This is a genomic window from Pseudomonas marginalis, from assembly GCF_001645105.1.
GTDB lineage: Bacteria > Pseudomonadota > Gammaproteobacteria > Pseudomonadales > Pseudomonadaceae > Aquipseudomonas > Aquipseudomonas petroselini.
The window spans coordinates 246141-269817 of record NZ_LKEG01000041.1 but is presented as its reverse complement, the minus strand read 5'-3'; the positions used below and the strand labels follow the sequence as shown (position 1 = coordinate 269817).

Sequence of the window (23677 nt, the reverse complement as noted above, 5' to 3'; positions counted from 1 at the left end):
AATAAAATGTGGGAGGGGCGGTGCGACGATTCGACTTGCTCCCGATAGCGGTGTGTCAGTCAATTCATATCTGTCTGAACCACCGCTATCGGGGGCAAGCCCCCTCCCACAGGTTAATCACTGTTGAGCCAGATGGATTTGTGCCTTGGCTGGCTTCACCAGTAGACCCAGGTTGGGTGATCGATATCGGCTCGAGCGCTGATCCAACAATCAAAGCAGCTCAAATGTGGGAGGGAGAAAGCCCCACCACCTGTGGACCTCACTGCCTGATGGATCAGGCTTCAGGCATCAACTGTTGGCGGCACTCCAGAATCAGGCGCGCGCCCCCTTGGGCGCTCGTACCCACTTCCAACTTGAACCCATGCAAGTTGATGATCGCCGCCACAATCGACAAGCCCAGCCCGAACCCACCTTGCTGGTCGCTTTCATCCACGCGATAGAAACGCTGGAACACCGCGTCACGCTCCGCCGCGGGTATACCCGGCCCCGAGTCATGCACTTCAATGCGTGTACTGCCGGCATCATTGACCCCGCGCAGCATCACTTCGCCGCCCGGAGGGGAGAACTTGATCGAGTTGCTCAGCAGGTTGGCCAGGGCTTCGAACAGGAGGGCGCGGTCGCCGGTGATCCACGGCAGGGACTCCGGGATTTCCAGCTTCAGTTGCAGTTCGCCTTCTTCGGCCAGGGGCAGGTAGAAGTCATGCAGTTCGCGCAGCAGCGGTAACGGGTCCATGACCAGGAAACCTGAGCGCCGCTGGTGGTCTTCCAGTTCGGAGATCCGCAACAGCCCGCGAAAACGCGCCATCAGGGTGTCAGTTTCGGCAATCGCGTCGTCCAGCTTTACCGCATAGTCCGACTCCGCCTCAGCCTCCTGTTTGATGCGATACAGCTGCGCACGCAGGCGCGTGAGCGGGGTACGCAGGTCGTGGGCGATGTTGTCGCACACCCCCTTGACCTCGTTCATCAGCTTCTCGATGCGGTCGAGCATGGCGTTGACGATGGCGGCAAGCATGTCCAGTTCGTCGCGCCGATCGGACAGCGGCAGGCGGTGGGTGAGGTCACCGGCGACGATGGCTTCGGCGCTGGCCTGGATGCCGCGAATGCGCCGCAACGGACGGCGGCGCAGCAAGTGCCAGCCGGCGGCGCCGGGGATGATCGTCAGCGACAGCGCCCACAACAGCGCATGCCAGATGATGCGGGTCACGCCAAACAACGAACCGTTGGCACGCACCAGCACCAGCCAGCGGCCGTCGTCGGTGTGGGTGGCGACGGCGTCGCAGCTGTCCTTGGGCAGTTTGGGGTCGTCGGAGTCGACGCAATTGGCCAGGGCGTGAATCTTGCCGTCCAGGGGCAGGTCCGGCGGCATCGCGCGGATCGGCCCGTTCAAGGGCCGGAACTGCTCGTCGAACAGGCCGTAGGCGTCCACGCCCTTCATGTCGAAGGTCATGCTGGTGGTCAGGGCTTCCACCAGTTCTTCGCCGTCAAAACGCTGGAACAAGTGCTGGCGCTGCAGCAGGGAATGGCGCGACAGGTCGCCCAGGTACCCGGAAACCTCGTAATACAACACCCCCATCAGGATGCAGCTCCAGGCCACGAACAACGAACTGTACAGCGCCAGCAAACGGCTGCTGGAGGAGCGCCAGCCTTTAGAGGGGTTCAGCAATGACATAACCGGAACCTCGTACCGTGCGGATCAGCGGCGTGAGGCCCGGTGGGTCGATCTTTTTGCGCAGGCGACCGATGTGCACGTCGATGAGGTTGGTACCTGGGTCGAAGTGATAGCCCCAGACTTCCTCGAAAATCATCATCCGCGACAGGATCTGCCCGGTGTTGCGCATCAGGAACTCGAGCAGTTTGTATTCGGTGGGCAACAGGCTCAAGGGCTGGTCGGCGCGGCTGGCTTCGCGGCTGATCAGGTTCAGTTCCAGGTCGGCCACGCGCAAGGCGGTTTCGAATTCCTTGACCGTGCTTTTGCGTCGCAGCAGCACTTCGACGCGGGCGGCCATTTCATCCGAGGCGAACGGCTTGGTGAGGTAATCATCACCCCCGGCCCGCAGGCCGCGCACGCGTTCGTCGACATCGGAGAGGGCACTGATCATCAGGATCGGTGTTGATACACCAATAGTGCGCAGGGTCGTGACGATGGCCAGGCCATCGAGTTCCGGCAGCATGCGATCGAGGGTGATCAGGTCGTAATCGCCACTCACTGCGCGGACCAGGCCTTCGCGGCCGTTGTCTACCCAGTCTACATCCAGTCCATGGCTACTCAGCTCGGCGACGATCTCGCGGGCTGTTACGGCGTCATCCTCGATGGTCAAAATACGGGTCATAGGATTACCTGGTGAGCGATTGACACTAGAAGTGGACACATTTTGCCAAGAAATGCCTGAACGCTTCCTAAATAAAACTTCATCTTGGCAAAACTGACACAGATTTCATCACCGCTCAGTGCATGGAATGCATAACGCCCGCCTTAAACGATCGATTCTTGCAACTTGCATGGTTTTGGTAAGTTCAAAATACTTAAGCTATTGATATATAACGATTTTAAATTTAATCGCGACTGGCATGGTGACTGCACTGTCCCTTTTGAGACTTGTAACACTATTTTTCTGCCTTGGAGCAAAACAACAATGATCACATCCTCATCCACGCTGCAAGAGTCGAGCGCGCTCTCCGGGGTTTCCTGGGGGGCAATCTTTGCCGGGGCCGCTGCCGCGGCTGCGTTGTCGCTGATCCTGGTACTGCTGGGCTTCGGCCTGGGCTTTTCGGCGGTGTCGCCGTGGGCCGACAGCGGTATCAGTGCCAAGGGGCTTGGCATTTCCACGATTGTCTGGCTGGCGTTCACGCAGATCGTCGCGTCCGGGCTGGGCGGTTATATCGCCGGTCGGTTGCGCGTGAAGTGGGCCAATATGCACGGCGATGAGGTGTACTTTCGCGACACCGCCCACGGCTTCCTGGCCTGGGCTGTTGCCACGCTGATCACGGCGGTGCTGGTGGTGGGTTCGGTCAGCAGTGTCGTCAGCGGTGGCGTCAAAGCCGGTGCGAGCGTCGCAGCGGGCGCGGCCAGTGGTATCACCCAAGCGGCCGGCAGTGCCGCCAAGGGCGTCAACGGCGGCGACTTCGATTACTACGTTGACAGCCTGTTCCGCGATGATCGCCCGGTTGCCGTCAGTGAAGACGCGGCCCACGGCGTGGTTGCACGCATCTTCACTCGCACCCTGAGCAACGACGGCCAGCTTGCCGCCGAAGATCGTGCCTACCTGGCCCAACTGATCAGCCAACGCACCAACCTCAGCCAGGCGGATGCCGAGGCGCGAATCGACAAGGTCTACGGCGATGCCCGTAAAGCCGTTGAAGACGCCAAGCTCAAAGCCAAGCAAGCCGCTGACACGGCCGCCAAAGTCGCTGCGTATACCTCGCTGTGGACCTTTATCGCGCTGTTGATCGGTGCATTCTTCGCCAGCTTCGCAGCCACCTTCGGCGGTCGCCGTCGCGATGCCGTGGTGTATGTCGAAACCGAACACTTCGTACGTTAATTCAAGGAGAACATCATGCGCTCATTACTTCTGTGGTTCCTCGGTATCCCAATCCCGATCATCATCCTGATCGCGATATTCGTGCACTGATAGCACGTCTTACTCGGTAAAAACTGTGGGGGCGGGCTTGCTCGGGAATGCGGTGTATCAGTGACTCATGAGTTGACTGACACGGCGCTTTCGCGAGTAAGCCCGCTCTCACATTGGGTGGTGTGTAGCGCTAGCCAACTTGTCACCACGGCGCGCGCTGGCGGCTATTTACTGATCAAAAGGTGGGGCAGCAGGTCAGTCATCAAACCCAACCTGCTCGTGGATCTCGTCCACTTTCAACTCCAACCGGTACGCCACCGCAATAAACAGCGCCTGGCACAGGCACAGGGTGGCGCTCAACGAGCGGAAGGCAAACGACGAACCTTCATTGACCAACAGCACCGCGTTCGCGCGCTTGGCCAGGGGCGACAGGTTGCTGTCGGTGATGATCAGCGTCTTGGCCTGGTGGTGCTGGGCGATGCGCAGGCAGTGCTGGGTCTCTTTGCCGTAGGGCGTGAAACTGATGGCGATCACCAGGTCATTGGCACGCACGCTGCGCATCTGCTCGCGGTAGCTGCCGCCCAGGCCCGAGATCAGATGGATGCGCTTGTTGGTGTGCTGCAGGTTGTAGACCAGGTAATCAGCCACCGCAAAGGAGCGGCGCACGCCAACCACGTAGATGTTGTCGGCGTTGACCACCAGGTCCACGGCCTTGTCGAAGGCCACGTCATCCAGTTCCAGCCCCAGGCGCTCGATTCCGGACAGGGTGGCGTTGACGCACTCGCGCGCCAGGTCGCCGCCGCTGGCTTTCTGCGACTTGTTGGCGATCATGCTGCGGATGCGCTGCTGGTAGTTCTGCACCGGTGTGGTCTTGTGGGTGTAGGCCTCGCGAAACAGCGCCTGCATCTCACTGAACCCACTGAAACCGAAGCGCTGGGAGAAGCGCACGATGGCCGACGGGTGCACTTCGCACTCACGGGCGATGTCGCTGATGCGGTCGACCATGATCCGGTCGCTCTGCTGGCTCATGTAGCTGGCGATGCGCTTGAGTTGGCGCGGCAGGCTCTCGTATTCGTCGGTGATCAGCTGCAACAGGCGCTCGGCATTGATCGGAGGGCTGGCGATAGAGTCTTCCAGGGTGGTCTCGGGATCGGTGCGGGACATGGGCAATCCTTCTGGCGTGTTCTTCTGATGCGCTGATGGGTGGCGCAAGTCTACAGGGTAGGCGCAAAAAAATACCTCGGCATCACGGCGGCCGTGGCCTGCTGAAACGATGCACTGCCGCTTGCATGCTCTTGTACAAGCTTAATGGAAAAAATATTCCAATGAAAAAATATATGGAATAAATATTGATTGGCGCCGCAGGACGTTCTAGTCTGCTCCCACCAAGAGCGTTTGCCGTCGCCACGGCGGCACAACGCAGGCTGATAAAAATAACAGGAGCCAGCATGGGCCAGACTCGTTTTGCCAGTGGGCGTCAATTGGATCTGATTTGCCTCGGGCGCCTGGGCGTCGACCTCTATGCACAGCAAGTAGGTGCGCGGCTTGAGGACGTATCCAGCTTTGCCAAGTACCTCGGCGGATCCTCCGCCAACATCGCTTTCGGCACCGCGCGGCTGGGGCTCAAGTCGGCGATGTTGAGCCGGGTCGGCGACGACCATATGGGGCGCTTCCTGGTGGAATCGCTGGCGCGTGAAGGCTGCGATGTCAGCGGCATCAAGGTCGACCCGGAGCGCCTCACCGCCCTGGTGTTGCTCGGCCTCAAGGACCGCGAAACCTTCCCTTTGGTGTTCTACCGCGAAAACTGCGCCGACATGGCCTTGCGTGCCGAAGACATCAACGAAGCCTTTATCGCGTCGAGTAAAGCCCTGCTGATCACCGGCACGCATTTCTCCACCGACGGCGTGTACAAGGCCAGCATCCAGGCGCTGGATTACGCGGCCAAGCACAACGTCAAGCGCGTGCTGGATATCGACTACCGCCCGGTACTGTGGGGCCTGGCAGGCAAGGCCGACGGCGAAACCCGTTTTGTCGCCGATCAGAATGTCAGCCAGCACGTGCAGAAAATCCTGCCGCGCTTCGACTTGATCGTCGGCACCGAAGAAGAATTTCTGATTGCGGGGGGCAGCGAAGACTTGCTCACCGCCTTGCGTAAGGTGCGCGAACTGACCCCGGCGACCCTGGTGGTCAAGCTCGGTCCGCAGGGTTGCACAGTCATCCACGGCGCCATTCCCGCGCGGTTGGAAGACGGCGCCATCTACCCCGGTGTGCGTGTGGAAGTGCTCAATGTGCTGGGCGCCGGCGATGCGTTCATGTCGGGGTTCCTCAGTGGCTGGATCAACGATGCGAGTGATGAACGGTGCAGCCAGTTGGCCAATGCGTGCGGCGGCCTGGTCGTTTCGCGGCACGCCTGTGCGCCGGCGATGCCGACGCCTGCGGAGCTCGAGTACCTGTTCAACAGCCCGGTGCCGATTACGCGCCCGGATCAGGACGTGACGCTGCAGCGCCTGCACCGCGTGACGGTGCCGCGCAAGAACTGGAAGCAACTGTTCGTGTTTGCCTTTGACCACCGCTGGCAGTTGGTGGACCTGGCGCAGAAAGGTGGACAAGACACGACGCGCATCAGCGCCATCAAGCAACTGTTTATCCAGGCCATCGAACGCGTCGAGCAAAAACTCGCTGAGCAAGGCGTGGAAGCCGACGTCGGCCTGCTCGCCGACCAGCGCTTCGGCCAGGACGCCCTCAACGCCGCCAGCGGTCGCGGCTGGTGGATCGCGCGCCCGGTGGAGGTGCAGAACTCGCGGCCGCTGGCGTTCGAACATGGCCGCTCGGTGGGCAGCAACCTGATTGCCTGGCCCCAGGAACAAATCATCAAGTGCCTGGTGCAATTCCACCCGGACGACGAGCCGCTGCTGCGCCTGGAACAGGAAGCGCAACTCAAGGCGGTGTACGAGGCGTCTATCGTCAGCGGCCATGAACTGCTGCTGGAAGTCATCCCGCCCAAGGATCACCCGTCCACTTACCCCGACGTGCTCTATCGCAGCCTCAAGCGCCTGTACAACCTGGGCATCTACCCGGCGTGGTGGAAGATCGAGGCGCAGTCGGCCGAGGACTGGAAGAAGCTCGACGAACTGATCCTGGAGCGCGACCCGTACTGCCGAGGCGTGGTGCTGCTGGGCCTGAATGCCTCGGCCGAGTTCCTCGCCGATGGCTTCCAGCAAGCCAGCCAGAGTACGACCTGCCGGGGTTTTGCCGTGGGTCGCACAATCTTCCAGGAACCGAGCCGGGCGTGGATGGCCGGCGAGATCGACGATGAAACCCTGATTCAACAGGTGCAGGCCACCTTCGAACAGTTGATCAACGCCTGGCGCAGTGCCCGAGACTGAATACCGTCCTCAACTTGAAATGCAATCCAATGTGGGAGGGGGCTTGCTCCCGATGGCGGCAGTCCAGTTACAGAAGTGCTGCCTGACACGCCGCTATCGGGAGCAAGCCCCCTCCCACAAAGAGCAAATCTCACTCGGCTTAAGTTAGATAAAAATAAAAGGTGCAGCCATGCCCGCAATCCGAATTGGCATCAACCCGATCTCCTGGAGCAACGACGACCTGCCGGCCCTGGGCGGTGAAACGCCCCTGAGCACCGCCCTGAGCGAAGGCAAGGAGATCGGCTACGAAGGCTTCGAACTCAATGGTAAATTCCCCAAGGATGCCAAGGGCGTCGGCGACGTGTTGCGCCCCTACGACCTGGCGTTGGTCTCCGGTTGGTACTCCAGCCGCCTGGCCCGTCGCTCGGTGGCCGAGGAAATCGAAGCCATCGCCGGTCATGTCGAGCTGCTCAAACAGAACGGCGCCACGGTGCTGGTGTACGGCGAGGTGGCCGACTCGATCCAGGGCTCGCGCATCCGCCTGATCGAACGCCCACGTTTTCACAGTGAACAGGCCTGGCAAGACTACGCTGACAAACTCACCGAACTGGCGCGTTTTACCCTGTCCCAGGGCGTGCGCCTGGCGTACCACCACCACATGGGCGCTTATGTTGAATCCCCGGAAGACATCGACCAACTGATGAACCGTACCGGCCCGGAAGTCGGCCTGCTGTTCGATTCCGGCCACTGCTACATGGGCGGCGGCGAGCCGATTGACGTGCTGCGCAAGCATATCGGGCGTATCTGCCACGTGCACTTCAAGGACGTGCGCAAACCGGTGGTGCAACTGGCGCGCAACCAGATGTGGAGTTTTCCGGATTGCATCGTCAACGGCACCTTCACCGTGCCCGGCGATGGCGATATCGACTTCGCCGAATTGCTCGATGTGCTGCTCGCCGCCCAGTACCAAGGCTGGCTGGTGGTGGAGGCCGAGCAGGACCCGGCTGTGGCGCCGAGCTATATCTATGCGAAAAAAGGCTACGACACCTTACGTGCTCTGTTGAATGAGAGGACCGGAAAATGAGCTTGTTGGTCAAAAGCAGCAAACGCGGAAAAACCATGGTCGCCCTGGAAGAAGGGCGCCTGGAGTACGTGGGCTTTGCCGCCTACCGCCTGAGCCTCGGCGAAACCCTGCCGGTCAGCGCCGGTGATCAGGAGCTGTGCCTGGTGCTGCTAAGCGGCCGGGTGAACATTGAGGGCGAAGGCTTCAACTGGCAGAACCTGGGGGACCGCCAGTCGGTGTTTGAAGACAAATCCCCGTTCGCCGCCTACCTGCCACCGGGCACCGATGCACAAGTCACCGCCTTGAGCGATGTACAGATTGCCGTCTGCGCCGCTCCCGGCACAGAAGGCTACGAACCACGCCTGATCCGCCCGGAAAACTGCAGGCGCAGCGTGCGCGGCAAAGGCGCCAACACCCGCTACGTGTGCGACATCCTGCCTGACAGCGAGCCGGCGCATTCGCTGCTGGTGGTGGAGGTGCGCACGCCGTCCGGGCACTCGTCGAGCTACCCGCCGCATAAACACGACACCGACGACTTGCCGCACCAGAGTTTCCTTGAAGAGACCTACTACCACCAGGTCAACCCGCCCCAGGGCTTTGTGTTCCAGCGCGTCTACACCGACGACCGCAGCATCGACCAGGCCATGGCGGTGGAAAACAGCGACCTGGTGGTGGTGCCCAAGGGCTATCACCCGGTCAGCGTGCCGTATGGCTACGAGTCCTATTACCTCAACGTAATGGCCGGCCCCAAGCGCGCCTGGCATTTCCATAACGACCCGCAGCACAGCTGGCTGCTGGACCTTTAATCAGCGGTTTGGACGGAGAACAACAACAATGAAATCGCCTTTACGTTTCGCCCTTAACCGCATGGTCGCTCCCCAATTGTCCCTGCCGGATTTCATCCAGTTGGCGGTAGCGCTCAAGTGCGATGCCATCGAGATCCGCAACGACCTGGCGGACAGGCAAATTGAATTCGGCGCCCCGGCCAGCCGCGTGCGCGAACTGTGCGCGGTGCAAGGCATCACGGTGCTGTCGATCAACGCGTTGTACCCCTTTGATGTGTGGAACGACGAACGCCGTGCCCAGGCGATCACGCTGGCGACCTACGCGCGCGAATGCGGCGCCCAGGGCCTGGTGATGTGCCCGTTCAACGAGCCGGGTGACACGCGCAATGAAGCCCAGCGCGCTGCCGGCTTGCGCACCGCCCTGAGCGAGCTGGCGCCGATCCTGCGCGAATACGGGATTCTCGGCTTTATCGAACCCCTGGGTTTTGAAGAGTGCGCGATGCGCCGCAAACGCGTGGCGGTGGACGCGATCCAGTCCATCGGCGGCCTGGATGTGTTCCGCCTGGTGCACGACACCTTTCACCATCACCTGGCCAGCGAGCATGAGTTCTTTCCGGAACTCACCGGCCTGGTGCATATCTCCGGCGTGGAAGATGCCGAGGCACCGCTGAATTCGATTCGCGACGGCCACCGCGTGCTGGTGGGCGAGGGCGACATCCTCGGCAACGCGGCGCAGATCGACACCTTGCTCAGCAGCGGCTACAGCGGCTACCTGTCGTTCGAGCCGTTTTCCGAGAGCGTGCATGGCCTGGCCGACATCCAGCAAGCGTTGGGCGCGAGCATCGCCCACCTGCAGAAATCCCGGACCTGATACCGGACAGGTGATCGCGGTTGATCGACAGATTTGCATTCATTCAAGGTGCGAACATGACCACAACAAGATTGACCATGGCCCAGGCCCTGGTGAAGTTCCTGGATAACCAATACATCGAAGTCGATGGCGTGCAGAGCAAATTTGTCGCCGGGGTGTTCACGATTTTCGGCCACGGCAATGTGCTGGGCCTCGGCCAGGCCCTGGAGCAGGACAGCGGTGACCTTGTCGTGCACCAGGGTCGCAACGAGCAAGGCATGGCCCACGCGGCCATCGGTTTCGCCAAGCAGCACCTGCGCCGCAAGATCTACGCGTGCACCGCCTCGGTCGGGCCCGGTGCGGCCAATATGCTCACCGCCGCCGCGACCGCCACGGCCAACCGTATTCCGTTGCTGCTGTTGCCGGGCGACGTCTACGCCAGCCGTCAGCCCGACCCGGTGCTGCAACAGATCGAACAGTTCCACGACCTGAGCATCAGCACCAACGATGCCTTTCGCTCGGTGAGCAAATACTGGGACCGCATCAACCGCCCCGAGCAGTTGATGACCGCTGCGATCCACGCCATGCGCGTGCTCACCGACCCGGCCGAAACCGGCGCCGTGACCCTGGCATTGCCCCAGGATGTGCAGGCCGAGGCCTGGGACTATCCCGATTACTTCCTGCAGAAACGCGTGCACCGTATTGAACGTCGCCCGGCCACTGCCGCGATGATCGGTGACGCGCTGGCGGCGTTCCGAGGCAAACGCAAACCGCTGATCATCTGCGGTGGCGGCGTGAAGTACTCCGGCGCCAATGCCGCGCTGCAAGCGTTTGCCGAGCGTTTTGATATTCCCTTTGCCGAGACCCAGGCGGGCAAGAGTGCTGTCGTCTCCAGTCACCCGTTGAACGTGGGCGGGATCGGTGAAACCGGCTGCCTGGCGGCGAACCTGCTGGCGCCCGAGGCCGACCTGATCATTGGGATCGGCACGCGCTACACCGATTTCACCACCTCGTCCAAATCACTGTTCAAGCACGCCGAGGTGACGTTTCTCAACCTCAATATCAGCCCGTGCGATGCCCTGAAGCTCGACGGCGTGCAGGTGCTGGCCGACGCGCAGGTCGCGCTTGAAGCGCTCGCCGATGCCCTGGGCGACTACCGTTCCGGCTGGGGCGAGCAGGTGCGCGACGCCAAGGCGCAGCTGGATGCCGAAGTGGACCGCGTGCATCAGGTGGAATACGCCGGCGACGGCTTCGTGCCCGAGGTCGACGACCACCTGGACCGTGCAGTGCTGCGTGAATTCATCGAGCTGACCGGCTCGTGCCTGACCCAAAGCCGCGTGCTGGGCGTGCTCAACCAAAGCCTGGCGGATGACGCCATCATCGTCGCCGCCGCCGGCAGCCTGCCCGGCGACCTGCAACGCGCGTGGCGCAGCAAGGGTGTCAACACCTACCACGTCGAGTACGGCTATTCGTGCATGGGCTACGAGATCAACGCCGCCCTGGGCGTGAAACTCGCCGAACCGACCAAGGAGGTCTACGCCCTGGTCGGTGATGGCTCCTACATGATGCTGCACTCGGAACTGGCCACCTCGATCCAGGAGCGGCGCAAGATCAACGTGGTGCTGCTCGACAACATGGCTTTCGGCTGTATCAACAACCTGCAGATCGGCAATGGCATGGACAGCTTCGGCACCGAATTCCGCTTCCGCAACCCTGAGAGCGGCAAGCTCGATGGTGGCCTGGTCCCGGTGGATTTCGCCATGAGCGCGGCGGCTTATGGCTGCAAGACCTACAAGGTCAGCACCGTGGAACAACTGGAATCGGCGCTGGCGGACGCGCGTACGCAAACGGTGTCGACGCTGATCGATATCAAGGTGCTGCCCAAGACCATGATCCACGGCTACCTCTCGTGGTGGCGCGTGGGCGTGGCGCAGGTGTCCACCAGCGAACGCACGAATGCCGCCGCAAAAAAACTCAATGAACACCTGGCGAAGGCCCGGCAGTACTAATAACAAGAGGAGTGTTTGTATGTCTTTGAAGCTTGGAGTGATCGGTACAGGCGCCATCGGCCGGGACCATATTCGTCGTTGCAGCCAGACTTTGCTCAACAGCCAGGTGGTGGCGGTGACCGACATCAACCTTGAGCAGGCCGCCAAGGTGGTTGCGGACCTCAAGCTGGACGCCGAGGTATACCCCGACGGCCATGCCTTGATCAATTCGCCGCAGGTCGAGGCGGTGCTCGTCACCTCCTGGGGCCCGAGCCACGAAGAATTCGTGCTCGCCGCCATCGCCGCCGGCAAACCGGTGTTCTGCGAAAAACCCCTGGCGGTCACCGCCGAGGGGTGTCGCCGGATCGTCGACGCCGAGGTGGCCTACGGCAAGCGCCTGGTGCAGGTCGGCTTCATGCGCCCGTACGACGAAGGCTATCGCGCCCTCAAAGCGGTGATCGACAGTGGCCAGATCGGCGAGCCGTTGATGCTGCACTGCGCCCATCGCAACCCCACGGTGGGCGAGAACTACAAGACCGACATGGCGATCACCGACACCCTGATCCACGAGCTGGATGTATTGCGTTGGTTGCTCAACGATGACTACGTGTCGGTGCAAGTGGTGTTCCCGCGCAAATCCAGCAAGGCCTTGGCGCACTTGCGTGACCCGCAGATCGTACTGCTGGAAACCGCCAAGGGCACACGCATCGATGTGGAAGTGTTTGTGAACTGCCAGTACGGCTACGACATCCAGTGCGAAGTAGTGGGGGAGACCGGTATCGCCAAACTGCCGGAGCCATCCCAGGTGCAACTGCGCAGCGGGGCGAAGCTGTCCAATGCGATTCTGATGGACTGGAAGGATCGGTTTATCGGTGCATACGACGTGGAGTTGCAGGCGTTCATCGACAGCGTGCGCGCCGGGCAGGTCGGCGGCCCGTCGGCGTGGGACGGGTTCGCGGCGGCGGTGGCGGCGGATGCGTGTATCGAAGCGCAGGGCAGTGAGCAGATTGTGAAGATAAGCTTGCCGGATCGCCCACGTTTCTACGGCTGAATCACTGGAGAAATACTGTCAAAAATGTGGGAGGGGGCTTGCCCCCGATGGTGGTGGATCAGATAGATATTTATTGACTGACACACTGTAATCGGGGGCAAGCCCCCTCCCACATTTGAATCTGGTTTTCACTTCAAGCAAGGAGTGTAGGTATGCGAATCGGACTAGTCGGCTACGGCCATGGAGGGCGCTTCTTTCATGCGCCGCTGATTGCAACATTGGCCGGTGCCACATTTGTCGGCGTGGTCACCCGGTCTGCGGAACGCCGCCAGCAACTGGCAACCGACCACCCAGGCCTCAAGGCCTTTGATTCCATCGGCCAGATCGTCGAAGCCGGGGTCGATGCGCTGGTGATCTCCACCACGCTTAAAGGGCGTCCCGCATTAGTGCTGGAAGCCATCGAACACGGCGTTGCGGTGGTCAGCGACAAACCCTTCGCCGCCAACGCCGAACAGGCCCAAGCCCTGATCACTGCGGCTGAACGCCAGGGCTCTTTGCTCAGTGTCTACCAGAACCGGCGCTGGGACTCGGACTACCTGACCCTGCGCAAACTCATCGACGCCAGCGCTCTGGGCACCATCACCCGGTTCGAATCCCGCGTGGAACGCTACAGCCCGCAAGCCGTGGGCAACGCCAGCGGTGGCGGCTGGCTGCGCGACCTGGGCAGCCATTTGGTCGATCAGGCCCTGCAACTGTTCGGGCCGGTAGATCGGGTGTTCGCCCAACTGCACTACACCGCCGAACACCCCACCGTGGATCATGGCTTCTTTGTCTCCCTGACCCATGCCAACGGGGTGATCTCTCACCTGTGGGGCAATGCCTTGCAAAACAGCCAGGCCCCGCGTTTCAGGGTCAGTGGCACCGCCGGCTGCTACACCGTCGAGGGTTTGGACGGCCAGGAAGACGCCTTGATGGCCGGCAAGTCGCCGAAGACCGAAGGCGAGCATTGGGGCGCTGAAGAACACCGACGCTGGGGCTGGTTCGAACAAGGCCCGGAACGCGAGCGAGTGCCGTCGGAGAAGGGCTGCTGGACGCAGTTCTATCGGCAGTTGCAACTGGCGGTGCAAGGGCAGGGGCCGTTGCCGGTGGACGCCTATGATGCGCTGGAAACCACCCGTATATTGGACGCCGCACGCCTGAGCGCCGAGCGCCAGCAGGTGGTTTCAACAAAAATAGAATAAAATTCTAAAACAGGTTGATATGGAAATTATTTTCCAATAAAGTCTTTTCCAGGTTGCATAAAGTACGTTCGGACTCGATTCGCACGACTCAACAAAAACAAGATCAAAAACAACCAGGTACCGTCAGATGAAAATCTTCAACGCTGTACTGCGAGTTTTACGCCCTGCCCACACGCCACGCGGTCTGCCCCGCGCCCGGCCGTTCTACTTCTACTTCCTTAATGTGCTGTGCGTCGAAAACAAAGGCGCGCTGGTGTGCTGCATTCCAGGCGCACCGGTCGTCCGGCTGCCTGCCGAGCTCTGAAAAACGCAACGTCCAAAAAACCAACAAGAAAGTGGAGACAGACCGTTCATGAAGACCCCGATCCGTTTTACCGCGCTGGCCTTGTCCATGCTGCTGGCCAGTGGTTTTGCCTCGGCTGCCGACCTGAAGATAGGCGTGAGCATGTCCGCCTTCGATGACACCTTCCTGACTTACCTGCGCGAAGACATGGACAAGCAAGCCAAGTCCTATCCCAAGGGCGATGGCGTGCAGCTGCAGTTCGAGGACGCGCGTGCCGATGTGGTCAAGCAACTGAGCCAGGTCGAGAACTTTATCAGTCAGAAAGTCGACGCGATCATCGTCAACCCCGTGGATACCGCCTCGACCAAGAACATCATCAGTGCGGCGACCAAGGCGGGCATCCCGCTGGTCTTCGTCAACCGCCGTCCCGACCAGAAAGACTTGCCCAAGGATGTGGTCGCGGTGACCTCCGATGACATAGAGGCGGGTCGCCTGCAGATGCAATACATCGCTGAGAAACTCGGCGGCAAGGGCAAGATTGTGATCCTGCTGGGTGACCTGGCGAACAACTCCACCACCAACCGCACCAAGGGCGTGAAGGAGGTGCTGGCCAAATACCCGGACATCAAGATCGAACAGGAACAGACCGGCATCTGGCTGCGTGACAAGGGCATGACCCTGGTCAACGACTGGCTGACCCAAGGTCGCGAATTCAACGCCGTGTTGGCCAACAACGATGAGATGGCCATCGGTGCGTCCATGGCCCTGAAGTCGGCGGGTACCAAGCCGGGCAGCGTGCTGATCGCAGGTGTCGACGGCACCCCGGACGGTCTGAACGCGATCACCAAGGGTGACATGGCCGCGTCGGCGTTCCAGGACGCCAAGGGTCAGGCGGTGGGATCGGTGGAAGCGGCGCGCAAAATGGCCAAGAAGGAGCCGGTCGAGCAGAACGTGATTATTCCGTTCCAACTGATCACTCCGGAAAACGTCGCCAAGTTCAAGTAGCCCTGACATAACAACAATAAACCGGCAGGGCGGTCGTGCCCGCCCTGCCGATGGAGTACCTCCCTATGCTCGCTCAAGCCGCTGTCTCGCAGCCCCCCGGCCTCCAGCCGTTGCCGCTGGACGAACCCTACCTGCTGGAAATCGTCAACATCAGCAAAGGCTTTCCCGGCGTCGTAGCCCTGGCCGACGTGCAATTGCGCGTACGCCCTGGCACGGTGCTGGCGCTGATGGGCGAGAACGGTGCGGGCAAATCCACGCTGATGAAAATCATCGCCGGCATCTACCAGCCCGACGCCGGGGAAATTCGCCTGCGCGGCAAGCCGATCGTATTTGAAACGCCCCTGGCGGCCCAGAAGGCCGGGATCGCAATGATCCACCAGGAACTCAACCTGATGCCGCACATGAGCATCGCCGAGAACATCTGGATCGGCCGCGAGCAGCTCAACAGCCTGCACATGGTCAACCACCGCGAAATGCACCGCTGCACGGCAGAATTGCTGGCACGCCTGCGCATCAACCTGGACCCCGAGGAACACGTGGGCAACCTGAGTATCGCCGAGCGGCAGATGGTCGAGATTGCCAAGGCCGTGTCCTACGACTCCGACATCCTGATCATGGATGAACCGACGTCGGCTATTACCGAGAAGGAAGTGGCCCACCTGTTTTCGATCATTGCCGACCTCAAGGCCCAGGGCAAAGGCATCGTCTACATCACGCATAAAATGAACGAAGTGTTTGCCATCGCCGATGAAGTGGCGGTGTTTCGTGACGGCCACTATATCGGCCTGCAACGCGCCGACAGCATGAACAGCGACAGCCTGATCTCGATGATGGTCGGCCGTGAACTGAGCCAGTTGTTCCCGGTGCGCGAGACGCCGATCGGCGACCTGCTGCTGTCGGTCCGCGACCTGCGCCTGGACGGTGTGTTCAAGGACGTCTCCTTTGACCTGCATGCCGGCGAGATCCTCGGCATCGCCGGGTTGATGGGCTCGGGCCGCACCAACGTGGCGGAAACCATTTTCGGCATCACCCCAAGCGACGGCGGGCAGATTGAACTGGACGGCAAGGCGGTGCGTATCAGCGACCCGCACATGGCCATCGAGAAAGGCTTTGCGCTGCTGACCGAGGACCGCAAGCTCAGCGGCCTGTTCCCGTGCCTGTCGGTGCTGGAAAACATGGAGATGGCCGTGCTGCCGCATTACTCGGGTAACGGCTTTATCCAGCAGAAAGCCCTGCGTGCGCTGTGCGAAGACATGTGCAAGAAGCTGCGGGTGAAAACCCCGTCCCTTGAACAGTGCATCGACACCTTGTCCGGCGGCAACCAGCAGAAGGCGTTGCTGGCGCGCTGGCTGATGACCAACCCGCGCCTGCTGATCCTCGATGAACCCACGCGGGGCATCGACGTGGGCGCCAAGGCCGAGATCTATCGCTTGATCTCGTTCCTGGCCAGCGAAGGCATGGCGGTGATCATGATTTCCTCCGAGCTGCCCGAAGTGCTGGGCATGAGCGACCGGGTCATGGTGATGCACGAAGGCGAATTGATGGGCACCTTGGATCGCAGCGAAGCGACCCAGGAAAAAGTCATGCAGTTGGCCTCCGGGATGACGGCAGTCCACTGACGTACAGAATAAAAAAGGTGATTGGCTATGAACGCAATAACGGATAACAAACCGGCGACGGTGCCAACCAAGAGTCGTCGACGCATGCCCACCGAGCTGAGCATCTTCCTGGTGCTGATCGGTATCGGCCTGGTGTTTGAATTGTTCGGCTGGATCGTGCGTGACCAGAGCTTCCTGATGAACTCCCAGCGCCTGGTGCTGATGATCCTGCAGGTGTCGATCATCGGGCTGCTGGCTATCGGCGTGACGCAGGTGATCATCACCACCGGTATCGACCTGTCCTCCGGCTCGGTGCTGGCATTGTCGGCGATGATCGCCGCCAGTTTGGCGCAGACGTCCGATTTTTCCCGGGCGGTATTCCCGAGCCTGACCGACTTGCCGGTGTGGATCCCGGTGGCCATGGGGCTGGGTGTGGGGCTGTTGGCGGGTGCGATCAATGGCAGCATCATCGCCGTTACCGGTATCCCACCGTTTATCGCCACCTTGGGCATGATGGTTTCGGCGCGCGGCCTGGCACGTTATTACACCGAAGGCCAGCCGGTGAGTATGCTGTCGGACTCGTACACGGCCATCGGCCATGGCGCGATGCCGGTGATCATCTTCCTGGTGGTGGCGGTGATCTTCCACATCGCCTTGCGCTACACCAAGTACGGCAAGTATACCTACGCCATCGGCGGCAACATGCAGGCGGCGCGGACGTCGGGGATCAACGTCAAGCGTCATCTGATCATCGTCTACAGCATCGCCGGCTTGCTCGCAGGTTTGGCCGGTGTAGTGGCCTCGGCTCGCGCTGCGACGGGTCAGGCCGGCATGGGCATGTCCTATGAGCTGGATGCGATTGCTGCGGCGGTGATCGGCGGCACCAGCCTGGCGGGCGGGGTAGGGCGCATCACCGGCACCGTGATCGGCGCGCTGATCCTCGGGGTGATGGCCAGCGGGTTTACCTTTGTCGGGGTGGACGCGTATATCCAGGACATCATCAAGGGCCTGATCATTGTGGTCGCAGTGGTGATTGACCAGTATCGCAACAAGCGCAAGCTCAAACGCTGAGATCGTCTTACGGCCAACACCAATCAAATGTGGGCGCTGGCTTGCCTGCGATTGCATCCACTCGGTAGCCCTGACGGACCGAGTCGCCTGCATCGCGGGCAAGCCCAACGCCCACACTTGATCTTTATCAGGCCGTTCTAACCGTTTGTCTTCTATATAGCTCCACAACACTGAATTTCTTGCTATAAACGCACTCCGATAACCATTCGCCAAGCCCGTCCTGGTGCCTTTTGGGGTTATCTCGGAAAAATTGCCTGTCATTTCAGTTGCTGCGCCCTCAAGTCGGCCTTAGACTGCCGCCCCTCGTAAATTGAGTGCCGGGTGGCGCTTGAAATGGACGGCGCCTTTCCGAGACCTGCAGAGGCCGACCGGAACGCTCCCTTATTCGCCTTAATGCACGTATTTTTTATAGAGAAATCAATGACAAAGGAAAAGTTGCTGGCCATGCCGGCGGATGACTACATGAATGCCGAACAGCACGCTTTTTTCGAGAAGTTGCTGCAAGACATGAAAGTGGAACACCACGAGCGCATCGAACAGAACCGCATCGCCATTGAAAGCCTGGACACCCCGGCTGACCCGGCTGACGCCGCTTCCGTGGAAGAAGAGCGCACCTGGCTGGTCAATGCCATCGACCGCGACCAGCGCATGCTGCCGCAACTTGAGCGTGCACTGGAACGCATCAAGGAAGATTCTTTTGGCTGGTGCGATGACAGCGGCGAGCCTATTGGCCTCAAGCGCCTGCTGATCAGCCCAACCACCAAATACTGCATCGAAGCGCAAGAGCGCCACGAGCAGATCGACAAGCATCAGCGCCAAGCCTGATGCGGTGAAGCTGGGGGATCGCCACGCCGTTCCCCCAGGGAAAAACCCCGTTACACCCCGTCCATTGATCTGCTGCAAGCTACCCCACTAAAGGCCCATGGATAATGGCCCGATAGTGGCGTTTAATGCAGTGACAATAACGACAAGCAGTGGGGTGGCGAAGATGGCTGGAGACGGATCTCTGATGGGCGCAGCAGTGCCACCGCAACCGGTGGTGCGCGGCTTGCCCGGCTGGTTCACGCAGCTGATGCAGAGCGTCGCCCTGGTGTTGCTACTGCTGGGCCTGGCGTTTGCCAGCCTGCCGCTGTACCTCTGCCTGCCACTGGCCTTGCTGGTGATCTGGCTGCCTCAGCTGAAACGCCGCACGCCGGTTATTGCGTCTGCCGAGGCCGTCGATGCCATTGGCGAGCTGACTCGCGACCTGTCCCACACCACCAGCCATAACGCATTGTCCGCTGCCGGCGTGGCCTATTCGGTCAAGCAACTGGCCGCCCGGTTGCAGTCGCAGTTGAGCGCCGCCAAGCAGATTGTCAGCAGTGCCGAAGTGATGATTGGCACCGAAAAGATCACCTCCCAACTCAGTCGTGAGGCTCTGGAAGCCGCGAGCCAAGCCCATCAGCGCAGCACCGAGGGCCGCGAAGTGCTGGCCCAATCAATTACCCGCATGCACCAACTCAGCCAGCGCGCCAACGCGAGCCGTGAACTGATCGAAGCCTTGAGCCAGCGCAGTGAAGAAATCCAGCGGGTGACCCTGGTGATCCAGTCCATCGCCAGCCAGACCAACTTGCTGGCACTCAATGCGGCCATTGAAGCGGCGCGGGCCGGTGAACACGGTCGTGGCTTCGCGGTGGTCGCGGATGAAGTGCGCGGGCTGGCCGGCCGCACGGCCACGGCCACCGATGAAGTGGGCGTGATGGTGGCGGATATCCAGCAACGTACCGCCCAGGTGGTGGAGCAGATTCGCCAGCTTTCGGCGGACCTGCACACTGGCGTCGAGCAGGTGGAGCACGCTGGCGAGCAGTTGCAAAGTATCGCAACGCTGGCGGCGGGTGTGGAAGGCCAGGTGAATGAAATCGCCCAGGGCACCGACACCAATCGTACCCAGCTCGACAGCCTGTTCCATGCCGTGGAACAGATGCGCAGCGACCTGGCCGTCAGTGACCAGCAAACCCGTCAACTGGCCGATGCCGCCGTGCAGATGGAAGGCCAGGCCGAAACCATCAGCGAGCGCCTGGCGGCAGTCGGGCTGGATGACTACCACCAGCGCATCTACGACCTAGCCCGCGAAGGTGCGAGCCGGATTGCCGCGCAATTCGAAGCCGATGTGCAACAGAACCGCATCAGCCTGGATGACCTGTTCGACCGCAGCTACACGCCGATTGCCAACACCAGCCCGAGCAAGTACCACACCCGGTTTGACGGCTACACCGACCAGGTGCTGCCGGCGATCCAGGAGGCGCTGTTGCCACGGCATGAAGGGTTGGTGTTCGCCATCGCCTGCACGCCGCAGGGCTATGTGCCGACGCACAACAAAGCGTTTTCCCAGGCGCTGACCGGCGATATCCAGGTGGATGCGGTGCAAAACCGCACCAAGCGCAAGTTCGAAGACCGCACCGGAATCCGCTGTGGCAGCCATCAACAGGCAGTTCTGCTGCAAACCTATACCCGCGACACCGGGGAGCTGATGCACGATCTGTCGGTGCCGATCATGGTCAAGGGCCGGCATTGGGGTGGTTTGCGCCTGGGCTATAAACCCGAGGCTGTGAGGCGCTGACGTAAATTAGGCTTTTCCGGAATGGGCATAGGTATCGACACATATCGTAGTGAGCGGGCTTGTCCCGCGCTGGGTGGCGAAGCCGCCCCAATAAAGACATCGCCGAGTTCCAGATAGAACTAGGTCGCTTGGTTTGGGGCGGCTTCGCCACCCAGCGCGGGGCAAGCCCGCTCACTACAGGGAGATTTTTCAGCCTTTGAACGTTGTGTAGATATCTACCGTCAGTGCGGTTGATGCAGGCGTTGGTTGAGTTCGTCCACCGCGATCGCCCATTCGGCGTCTTCGCGCAGCTCTTCCTTGAGAAAACCTGCCTGTTGTGCGGACCAGAAAGGCGCATCGATCAACTTCACGTCGTCAGGCAAAGGGTGCGCGGCGATAAAGGCGTCGATAGCGTCCGGGGTTGAATCCAGGCCCAATTGTTCAAACAGGGTTTCAAGGGTGGGGATTGGCGCGTCCATTTTCGTTCTCCATGCAGGGTGGTCGTTATGCATGGGAGGGTTGTGGCGCGGTAGAGTTCTATCGGATGTCAGGAATTCAGGGCCCCGGCATCCACAGCGTTCTTTAACGCCTTGGCGGCGTCCTTTGCGGCGATGGCGGCGGCGTCGGCGGTTTTGAACCAGCGGTCTTTTTCCACCTGGTGTGTGGTGACAGTGGTCAGCGGTGGCTTGGCCCGCATGACAATCACTGCTTGAAATTCACCGTCTACCTCCCTTGCGTCGCCATGGATGAAAAATTCGCCGATATCAAATTCCGTCACGTAGAGCCTTCCCTTGGAGATAACTGCACTGGAGAAACCTGGCCCGCGGGGCACAAACTTCAGTGGACGTGCCAGTATGGCAGTTGTTGCGGGTCGGCGGCGCAGTTAAGTTACCCGGCGGACGAAACGATTGCGCTGTGGGAGGCCTGCAACAGGGCCTCAAGTTTCTTGGCCAGCTCACAGGCCTTGACATGATCGCTGCGAAAGCCTTTGATTCGACCGCTGAGCACTTCACGGATGTGGAAGAAGTTTCTGCCGGCGGGTACGACTTGGTAGAGAACCGAATCCGAGTACCCACCAAAGCCGTTCAAACGGTAGAATTGAGCGCTGTCCTGACAGGATGAACGGGTGTGCGAAGACATAGCGCTGTAGGGTGATCGTTGCATGGCCTGCTCCTTTCGATCTAGCCGGATGACGTTATTGCAGCGTTTTGAGTGGTTTTGATCCTTGCTGCTGTTTTAGTATTGTTGTCGCTGGCCCGCGCACGGTTCCATGACAGTGTGTTTATTTGTGTTTGCGTGTCGGAAAACTGCATTTTTAATCAGGTTATTCTCTGAAGTTGGTCGGCGCGTATTCTCGTGCCGTGGAACCTGTGATCTCCTGTGGTGCCTGATGACCTCGCACAAGGTCTATCGCATACGTGCGCACTCGTCTTACGGCGCGATGGCGGGATTATCTTCAGTTTTTTTCAAAGAATGAGTGATGTGGTCGTGCCGTGATGGCCGTTTTTTTGTGCTGCCCGCTCTGGCGGACAGCGCTCTTTTCGATGTGGGGGCGTTTCCTTGGCAGTCAGTAATCTGGATATGCACGCGTTATTCGTGCTGGGTGATTTGCGCGCAAAGTTGGTTAAACAGTTTCAATCCCGTTTCGTTTACATCACCGAGCAGACGCCGGAAGGCATCTACATCGCCGAAATCGACACCGAAGCGGCGATGGTGGTGGATGACAAGCCCCGCCTGGAACTCAAAGTCGGTGACCATTTCCGCGCGGCGGTGTTGCCGAGTCGTGAAGGCGGCAAGTTCGAGTTGAAGTTTCGCGACATCAAGTTGACCGTCTATGGCTTGGGCGAATACGCCTTTGTGTCTTCAGCCGAAGGCCAGGGCATTGTGTTCAAGGAAGGCCACAGCGTGATGCTGGTATTTGCCGCCACCGAGCAACTGCAGGAAGGCCTGACCAAAACCCTGAAGGCCGTGACCGGCAAGGCCGCCAAATGGCGCAAGGGTGAACTGGTGACGTTCAAGGCCAGTGAATAATCAGTAAAAACAGCGAACCCCCGTTATCTCCCGGAACCTCTACTACAGTTGAGTTGACTTAATTGTTCAGAGGCTTCGCGCATACGCAGCAAAGCCGTCCGCCATTGGCTGCGATATCGCGAGGTGCGAAGGCATGAAAGGATTGAGAACACTGTTGGCAGCATCCCTGACGACCCTGGCACTGTCAGCGACGACGTTGCCGGTTTCAGCGGCCCAGGCACCGATCCATTTTGCTGACTTGAACTGGGAAAGCGGCAGTCTGATCACTGAAGTGTTGCGGGTGATTGTCGAGAAGGGCTACGACCTGCCCACCGACACCTTGCCGGGCACCACCATCACCCTGGAAACCGCCCTGGCGAAGAACGACATCCAGGTGATCGGCGAAGAATGGGCCGGCCGCAGCCCGGTGTGGGTCAAGGCTGAGGCCGAAGGCAAGGTGGTAGGCCTGGGCGATACCGTCAAAGGCGCAACCGAAGGCTGGTGGGTGCCGGAATACGTGGTCAAGGGTGACCCTGCCAAAGGCATCAAGCCCCTCGCACCCGAGCTCAAGAGCGTGAAGGACCTGGCGCGCTACAAGGACGTGTTCAAGGACCCCGAATCCCCAGGCAAAGGGCGCTTTCTCAACAGCCCGATCGGCTGGACCTCGGAAGTGGTCAACAAACAGAAGCTCAAGGCCTACGGCCTGGATGACAGCTACGTGAACTTCCGCAGCGGTTCGGGCGCGGCACTGGATGCCGAGATTGCCTCGTCGATCCGGCGTGGCAAGCCGGTGCTGTTCTACTACTGGTCGCCGACGCCGCTGATGGGACGCTACAAGCTGATCCAGCTGGAAGAACCGCCGTTTGATGCCGAGGCGTGGAAGACCCTGACGGATGCAGATAACCCTGATCCGAAGCCGACGCGGTCGTTGGCGTCGAAGTTGAGTATCGGCGTTTCTACGCCGTTCCAGAAGGAACATCCGCAGATTGCTGAGTTCTTTGAAAAGGTCGAGTTTCCGATTGAACCGCTGAATAAAGCCTTGGCGACCATGAGCGAAAATCACACCGCGCCACGTGAGGTGGCCCAGGCGTTTCTCAAGGAACATCCCGAGGTGTGGAAGGCGTGGTTGACCGAGGATGTGGCGCAGAAGGTTGAAGCCAGCCTGAAATAACCACGGATCTTTCAANTGCAGATCAAGTGTGGGAGGGGGCTTGCTCCCGATTGCAGCGTCTTAGTCACGGCATGGTTGACTGATTCACCGCTATCGGGAGCAAGCCCCC

General features: G+C 60.4%; 22 protein-coding genes. 16 read left to right on the top strand and 6 right to left on the bottom strand.

The features are described 5' to 3' along the window. Positions 1-274: 274 nt before the first annotated feature. Positions 275-1669, bottom strand: a complete 1395-nt coding sequence (locus AO064_RS15710) for a sensor histidine kinase (protein WP_012723773.1) — start codon at positions 1667-1669, stop codon at positions 275-277. Then, positions 1647-2330, bottom strand: coding sequence for a response regulator transcription factor (locus tag AO064_RS15705; protein ID WP_010564812.1), 684 nt, complete (start codon positions 2328-2330; stop codon positions 1647-1649). Before AO064_RS15705 ends, AO064_RS15710 begins: the two co-directional genes overlap by 23 nt. Before the next feature lie 303 nt (positions 2331-2633). On the opposite strand from AO064_RS15705, the gene AO064_RS15700 reads away from it, so the two are divergent. Further along, complete coding sequence (locus AO064_RS15700; protein WP_064053912.1) at positions 2634-3539, top strand: hypothetical protein; 906 nt, start codon at positions 2634-2636, stop codon at positions 3537-3539. A gap of 285 nt (positions 3540-3824) precedes the next feature. On the opposite strand, the gene AO064_RS15695 is transcribed toward AO064_RS15700, so the two are convergent. Further along, complete coding sequence (locus AO064_RS15695) at positions 3825-4733, bottom strand: MurR/RpiR family transcriptional regulator (RefSeq protein WP_012723775.1); 909 nt, start codon at positions 4731-4733, stop codon at positions 3825-3827. A 284-nt stretch (positions 4734-5017) separates the two neighbouring features. On the opposite strand from AO064_RS15695, the gene AO064_RS15690 reads away from it, so the two are divergent. From AO064_RS15690 to AO064_RS15635, 13 genes are all read left to right on the top strand, one after another. Further along, positions 5018-6955 carry a bifunctional 5-dehydro-2-deoxygluconokinase/5-dehydro-2-deoxyphosphogluconate aldolase gene (locus AO064_RS15690; protein ID WP_064053911.1) on the top strand — a complete coding sequence of 646 codons (1938 nt, stop codon included), beginning with the start codon at positions 5018-5020 and terminating at the stop codon, positions 6953-6955. A gap of 169 nt (positions 6956-7124) precedes the next feature. Further along, positions 7125-8018 carry a myo-inosose-2 dehydratase gene (gene iolE / locus AO064_RS15685; protein ID WP_043205231.1) on the top strand — a complete coding sequence of 298 codons (894 nt, stop codon included), beginning with the start codon at positions 7125-7127 and terminating at the stop codon, positions 8016-8018. Then, on the top strand, positions 8015-8803 hold the full coding sequence (gene iolB, locus AO064_RS15680) for a 5-deoxy-glucuronate isomerase (protein ID WP_064053910.1): 789 nt from the start codon (positions 8015-8017) through the stop codon (positions 8801-8803). Before iolE ends, iolB begins: the two co-directional genes overlap by 4 nt. A gap of 28 nt (positions 8804-8831) precedes the next feature. Further along, entirely contained in the window at positions 8832-9653 is an 822-nt protein-coding gene (locus AO064_RS15675; RefSeq protein WP_064053909.1) for a TIM barrel protein, read from the top strand. Between the two features lie 56 nt (positions 9654-9709). Further along, positions 9710-11641, top strand: coding sequence for a 3D-(3,5/4)-trihydroxycyclohexane-1,2-dione acylhydrolase (decyclizing) (iolD, locus tag AO064_RS15670; protein WP_012723780.1), 1932 nt, complete (start codon positions 9710-9712; stop codon positions 11639-11641). Between the two features lie 19 nt (positions 11642-11660). Further along, complete coding sequence (iolG, locus tag AO064_RS15665) at positions 11661-12671, top strand: bifunctional inositol 2-dehydrogenase/D-chiro-inositol 1-dehydrogenase (RefSeq protein ID WP_064053908.1); 1011 nt, start codon at positions 11661-11663, stop codon at positions 12669-12671. Positions 12672-12823: 152 nt separating this feature from the next. Then, positions 12824-13852: a Gfo/Idh/MocA family protein gene (locus AO064_RS15660; RefSeq protein ID WP_064053907.1), complete on the top strand. Its 1029-nt coding sequence runs from the start codon at positions 12824-12826 to the stop codon at positions 13850-13852. A 127-nt stretch (positions 13853-13979) separates the two neighbouring features. Next, a complete protein-coding gene (locus AO064_RS30940; RefSeq protein WP_167355327.1) occupies positions 13980-14156 on the top strand; it encodes a hypothetical protein in 177 nt (58 codons plus the stop codon). 48 nt (positions 14157-14204) lie between these two features. Continuing rightward, positions 14205-15140: a sugar ABC transporter substrate-binding protein gene (locus AO064_RS15655; RefSeq protein WP_064053906.1), complete on the top strand. Its 936-nt coding sequence runs from the start codon at positions 14205-14207 to the stop codon at positions 15138-15140. Between the two features lie 65 nt (positions 15141-15205). Then, positions 15206-16759 carry a sugar ABC transporter ATP-binding protein gene (locus AO064_RS15650; protein ID WP_043205233.1) on the top strand — a complete coding sequence of 518 codons (1554 nt, stop codon included), beginning with the start codon at positions 15206-15208 and terminating at the stop codon, positions 16757-16759. Between the two features lie 27 nt (positions 16760-16786). After that, positions 16787-17809 carry an ABC transporter permease gene (locus tag AO064_RS15645; RefSeq protein ID WP_016975559.1) on the top strand — a complete coding sequence of 341 codons (1023 nt, stop codon included), beginning with the start codon at positions 16787-16789 and terminating at the stop codon, positions 17807-17809. Between the two features lie 420 nt (positions 17810-18229). Next, entirely contained in the window at positions 18230-18634 is a 405-nt protein-coding gene (locus AO064_RS15640; RefSeq protein WP_003191666.1) for a TraR/DksA family transcriptional regulator, read from the top strand. Positions 18635-18731: 97 nt separating this feature from the next. After that, a complete protein-coding gene (locus AO064_RS15635; RefSeq protein ID WP_425262145.1) occupies positions 18732-20408 on the top strand; it encodes a methyl-accepting chemotaxis protein in 1677 nt (558 codons plus the stop codon). A 221-nt stretch (positions 20409-20629) separates the two neighbouring features. Here the strand turns inward: AO064_RS15635 and AO064_RS15630 are convergent, their stop codons facing one another. The 3 genes from AO064_RS15630 to AO064_RS15620 all read right to left on the bottom strand — a co-directional run bounded on the left by AO064_RS15630 (position 20630) and on the right by AO064_RS15620 (position 21551). After that, a complete protein-coding gene (locus AO064_RS15630; RefSeq protein ID WP_064053904.1) occupies positions 20630-20866 on the bottom strand; it encodes a DUF2789 domain-containing protein in 237 nt (78 codons plus the stop codon). 68 nt (positions 20867-20934) lie between these two features. Further along, positions 20935-21165 carry a hypothetical protein gene (locus tag AO064_RS15625; protein WP_064053903.1) on the bottom strand — a complete coding sequence of 77 codons (231 nt, stop codon included), beginning with the start codon at positions 21163-21165 and terminating at the stop codon, positions 20935-20937. A 110-nt stretch (positions 21166-21275) separates the two neighbouring features. Beyond that, entirely contained in the window at positions 21276-21551 is a 276-nt protein-coding gene (locus AO064_RS15620; RefSeq protein ID WP_064053902.1) for a hypothetical protein, read from the bottom strand. A gap of 417 nt (positions 21552-21968) precedes the next feature. Here AO064_RS15620 and AO064_RS15615 point away from each other — a divergent pair, with 417 nt between their 5' ends. Continuing rightward, on the top strand, positions 21969-22418 hold the full coding sequence (locus AO064_RS15615) for a hypothetical protein (RefSeq protein WP_046034041.1): 450 nt from the start codon (positions 21969-21971) through the stop codon (positions 22416-22418). 133 nt (positions 22419-22551) lie between these two features. Further along, positions 22552-23568: an ABC transporter substrate-binding protein gene (locus tag AO064_RS15610; protein ID WP_064053901.1), complete on the top strand. Its 1017-nt coding sequence runs from the start codon at positions 22552-22554 to the stop codon at positions 23566-23568. Positions 23569-23677: the final 109 nt, after the last annotated feature.

What these genes read in the sequence shown, in the direction of transcription:
- AO064_RS15710 (WP_012723773.1), bottom strand. Translation starts at nt 1,669, where the DNA reads ATGTCATTGCTGAACCCCTCTAAAGGCTGGCGCTCCTCCAGCAGCCGT.
- AO064_RS15705 (WP_010564812.1), bottom strand. Translation starts at nt 2,330, where the DNA reads ATGACCCGTATTTTGACCATCGAGGATGACGCCGTAACAGCCCGCGAG.
- AO064_RS15700 (WP_064053912.1), top strand. Translation starts at nt 2,634, where the DNA reads ATGATCACATCCTCATCCACGCTGCAAGAGTCGAGCGCGCTCTCCGGG.
- AO064_RS15695 (WP_012723775.1), bottom strand. Translation starts at nt 4,733, where the DNA reads ATGTCCCGCACCGATCCCGAGACCACCCTGGAAGACTCTATCGCCAGC.
- AO064_RS15690 (WP_064053911.1), top strand. Translation starts at nt 5,018, where the DNA reads ATGGGCCAGACTCGTTTTGCCAGTGGGCGTCAATTGGATCTGATTTGC.
- iolE (WP_043205231.1), top strand. Translation starts at nt 7,125, where the DNA reads ATGCCCGCAATCCGAATTGGCATCAACCCGATCTCCTGGAGCAACGAC.
- iolB (WP_064053910.1), top strand. Translation starts at nt 8,015, where the DNA reads ATGAGCTTGTTGGTCAAAAGCAGCAAACGCGGAAAAACCATGGTCGCC.
- AO064_RS15675 (WP_064053909.1), top strand. Translation starts at nt 8,832, where the DNA reads ATGAAATCGCCTTTACGTTTCGCCCTTAACCGCATGGTCGCTCCCCAA.
- iolD (WP_012723780.1), top strand. Translation starts at nt 9,710, where the DNA reads ATGACCACAACAAGATTGACCATGGCCCAGGCCCTGGTGAAGTTCCTG.
- iolG (WP_064053908.1), top strand. Translation starts at nt 11,661, where the DNA reads ATGTCTTTGAAGCTTGGAGTGATCGGTACAGGCGCCATCGGCCGGGAC.
- AO064_RS15660 (WP_064053907.1), top strand. Translation starts at nt 12,824, where the DNA reads ATGCGAATCGGACTAGTCGGCTACGGCCATGGAGGGCGCTTCTTTCAT.
- AO064_RS30940 (WP_167355327.1), top strand. Translation starts at nt 13,980, where the DNA reads ATGAAAATCTTCAACGCTGTACTGCGAGTTTTACGCCCTGCCCACACG.
- AO064_RS15655 (WP_064053906.1), top strand. Translation starts at nt 14,205, where the DNA reads ATGAAGACCCCGATCCGTTTTACCGCGCTGGCCTTGTCCATGCTGCTG.
- AO064_RS15650 (WP_043205233.1), top strand. Translation starts at nt 15,206, where the DNA reads ATGCTCGCTCAAGCCGCTGTCTCGCAGCCCCCCGGCCTCCAGCCGTTG.
- AO064_RS15645 (WP_016975559.1), top strand. Translation starts at nt 16,787, where the DNA reads ATGAACGCAATAACGGATAACAAACCGGCGACGGTGCCAACCAAGAGT.
- AO064_RS15640 (WP_003191666.1), top strand. Translation starts at nt 18,230, where the DNA reads ATGACAAAGGAAAAGTTGCTGGCCATGCCGGCGGATGACTACATGAAT.
- AO064_RS15635 (WP_425262145.1), top strand. Translation starts at nt 18,732, where the DNA reads ATGGATAATGGCCCGATAGTGGCGTTTAATGCAGTGACAATAACGACA.
- AO064_RS15630 (WP_064053904.1), bottom strand. Translation starts at nt 20,866, where the DNA reads ATGGACGCGCCAATCCCCACCCTTGAAACCCTGTTTGAACAATTGGGC.
- AO064_RS15620 (WP_064053902.1), bottom strand. Translation starts at nt 21,551, where the DNA reads ATGCAACGATCACCCTACAGCGCTATGTCTTCGCACACCCGTTCATCC.
- AO064_RS15615 (WP_046034041.1), top strand. Translation starts at nt 21,969, where the DNA reads ATGCACGCGTTATTCGTGCTGGGTGATTTGCGCGCAAAGTTGGTTAAA.
- AO064_RS15610 (WP_064053901.1), top strand. Translation starts at nt 22,552, where the DNA reads ATGAAAGGATTGAGAACACTGTTGGCAGCATCCCTGACGACCCTGGCA.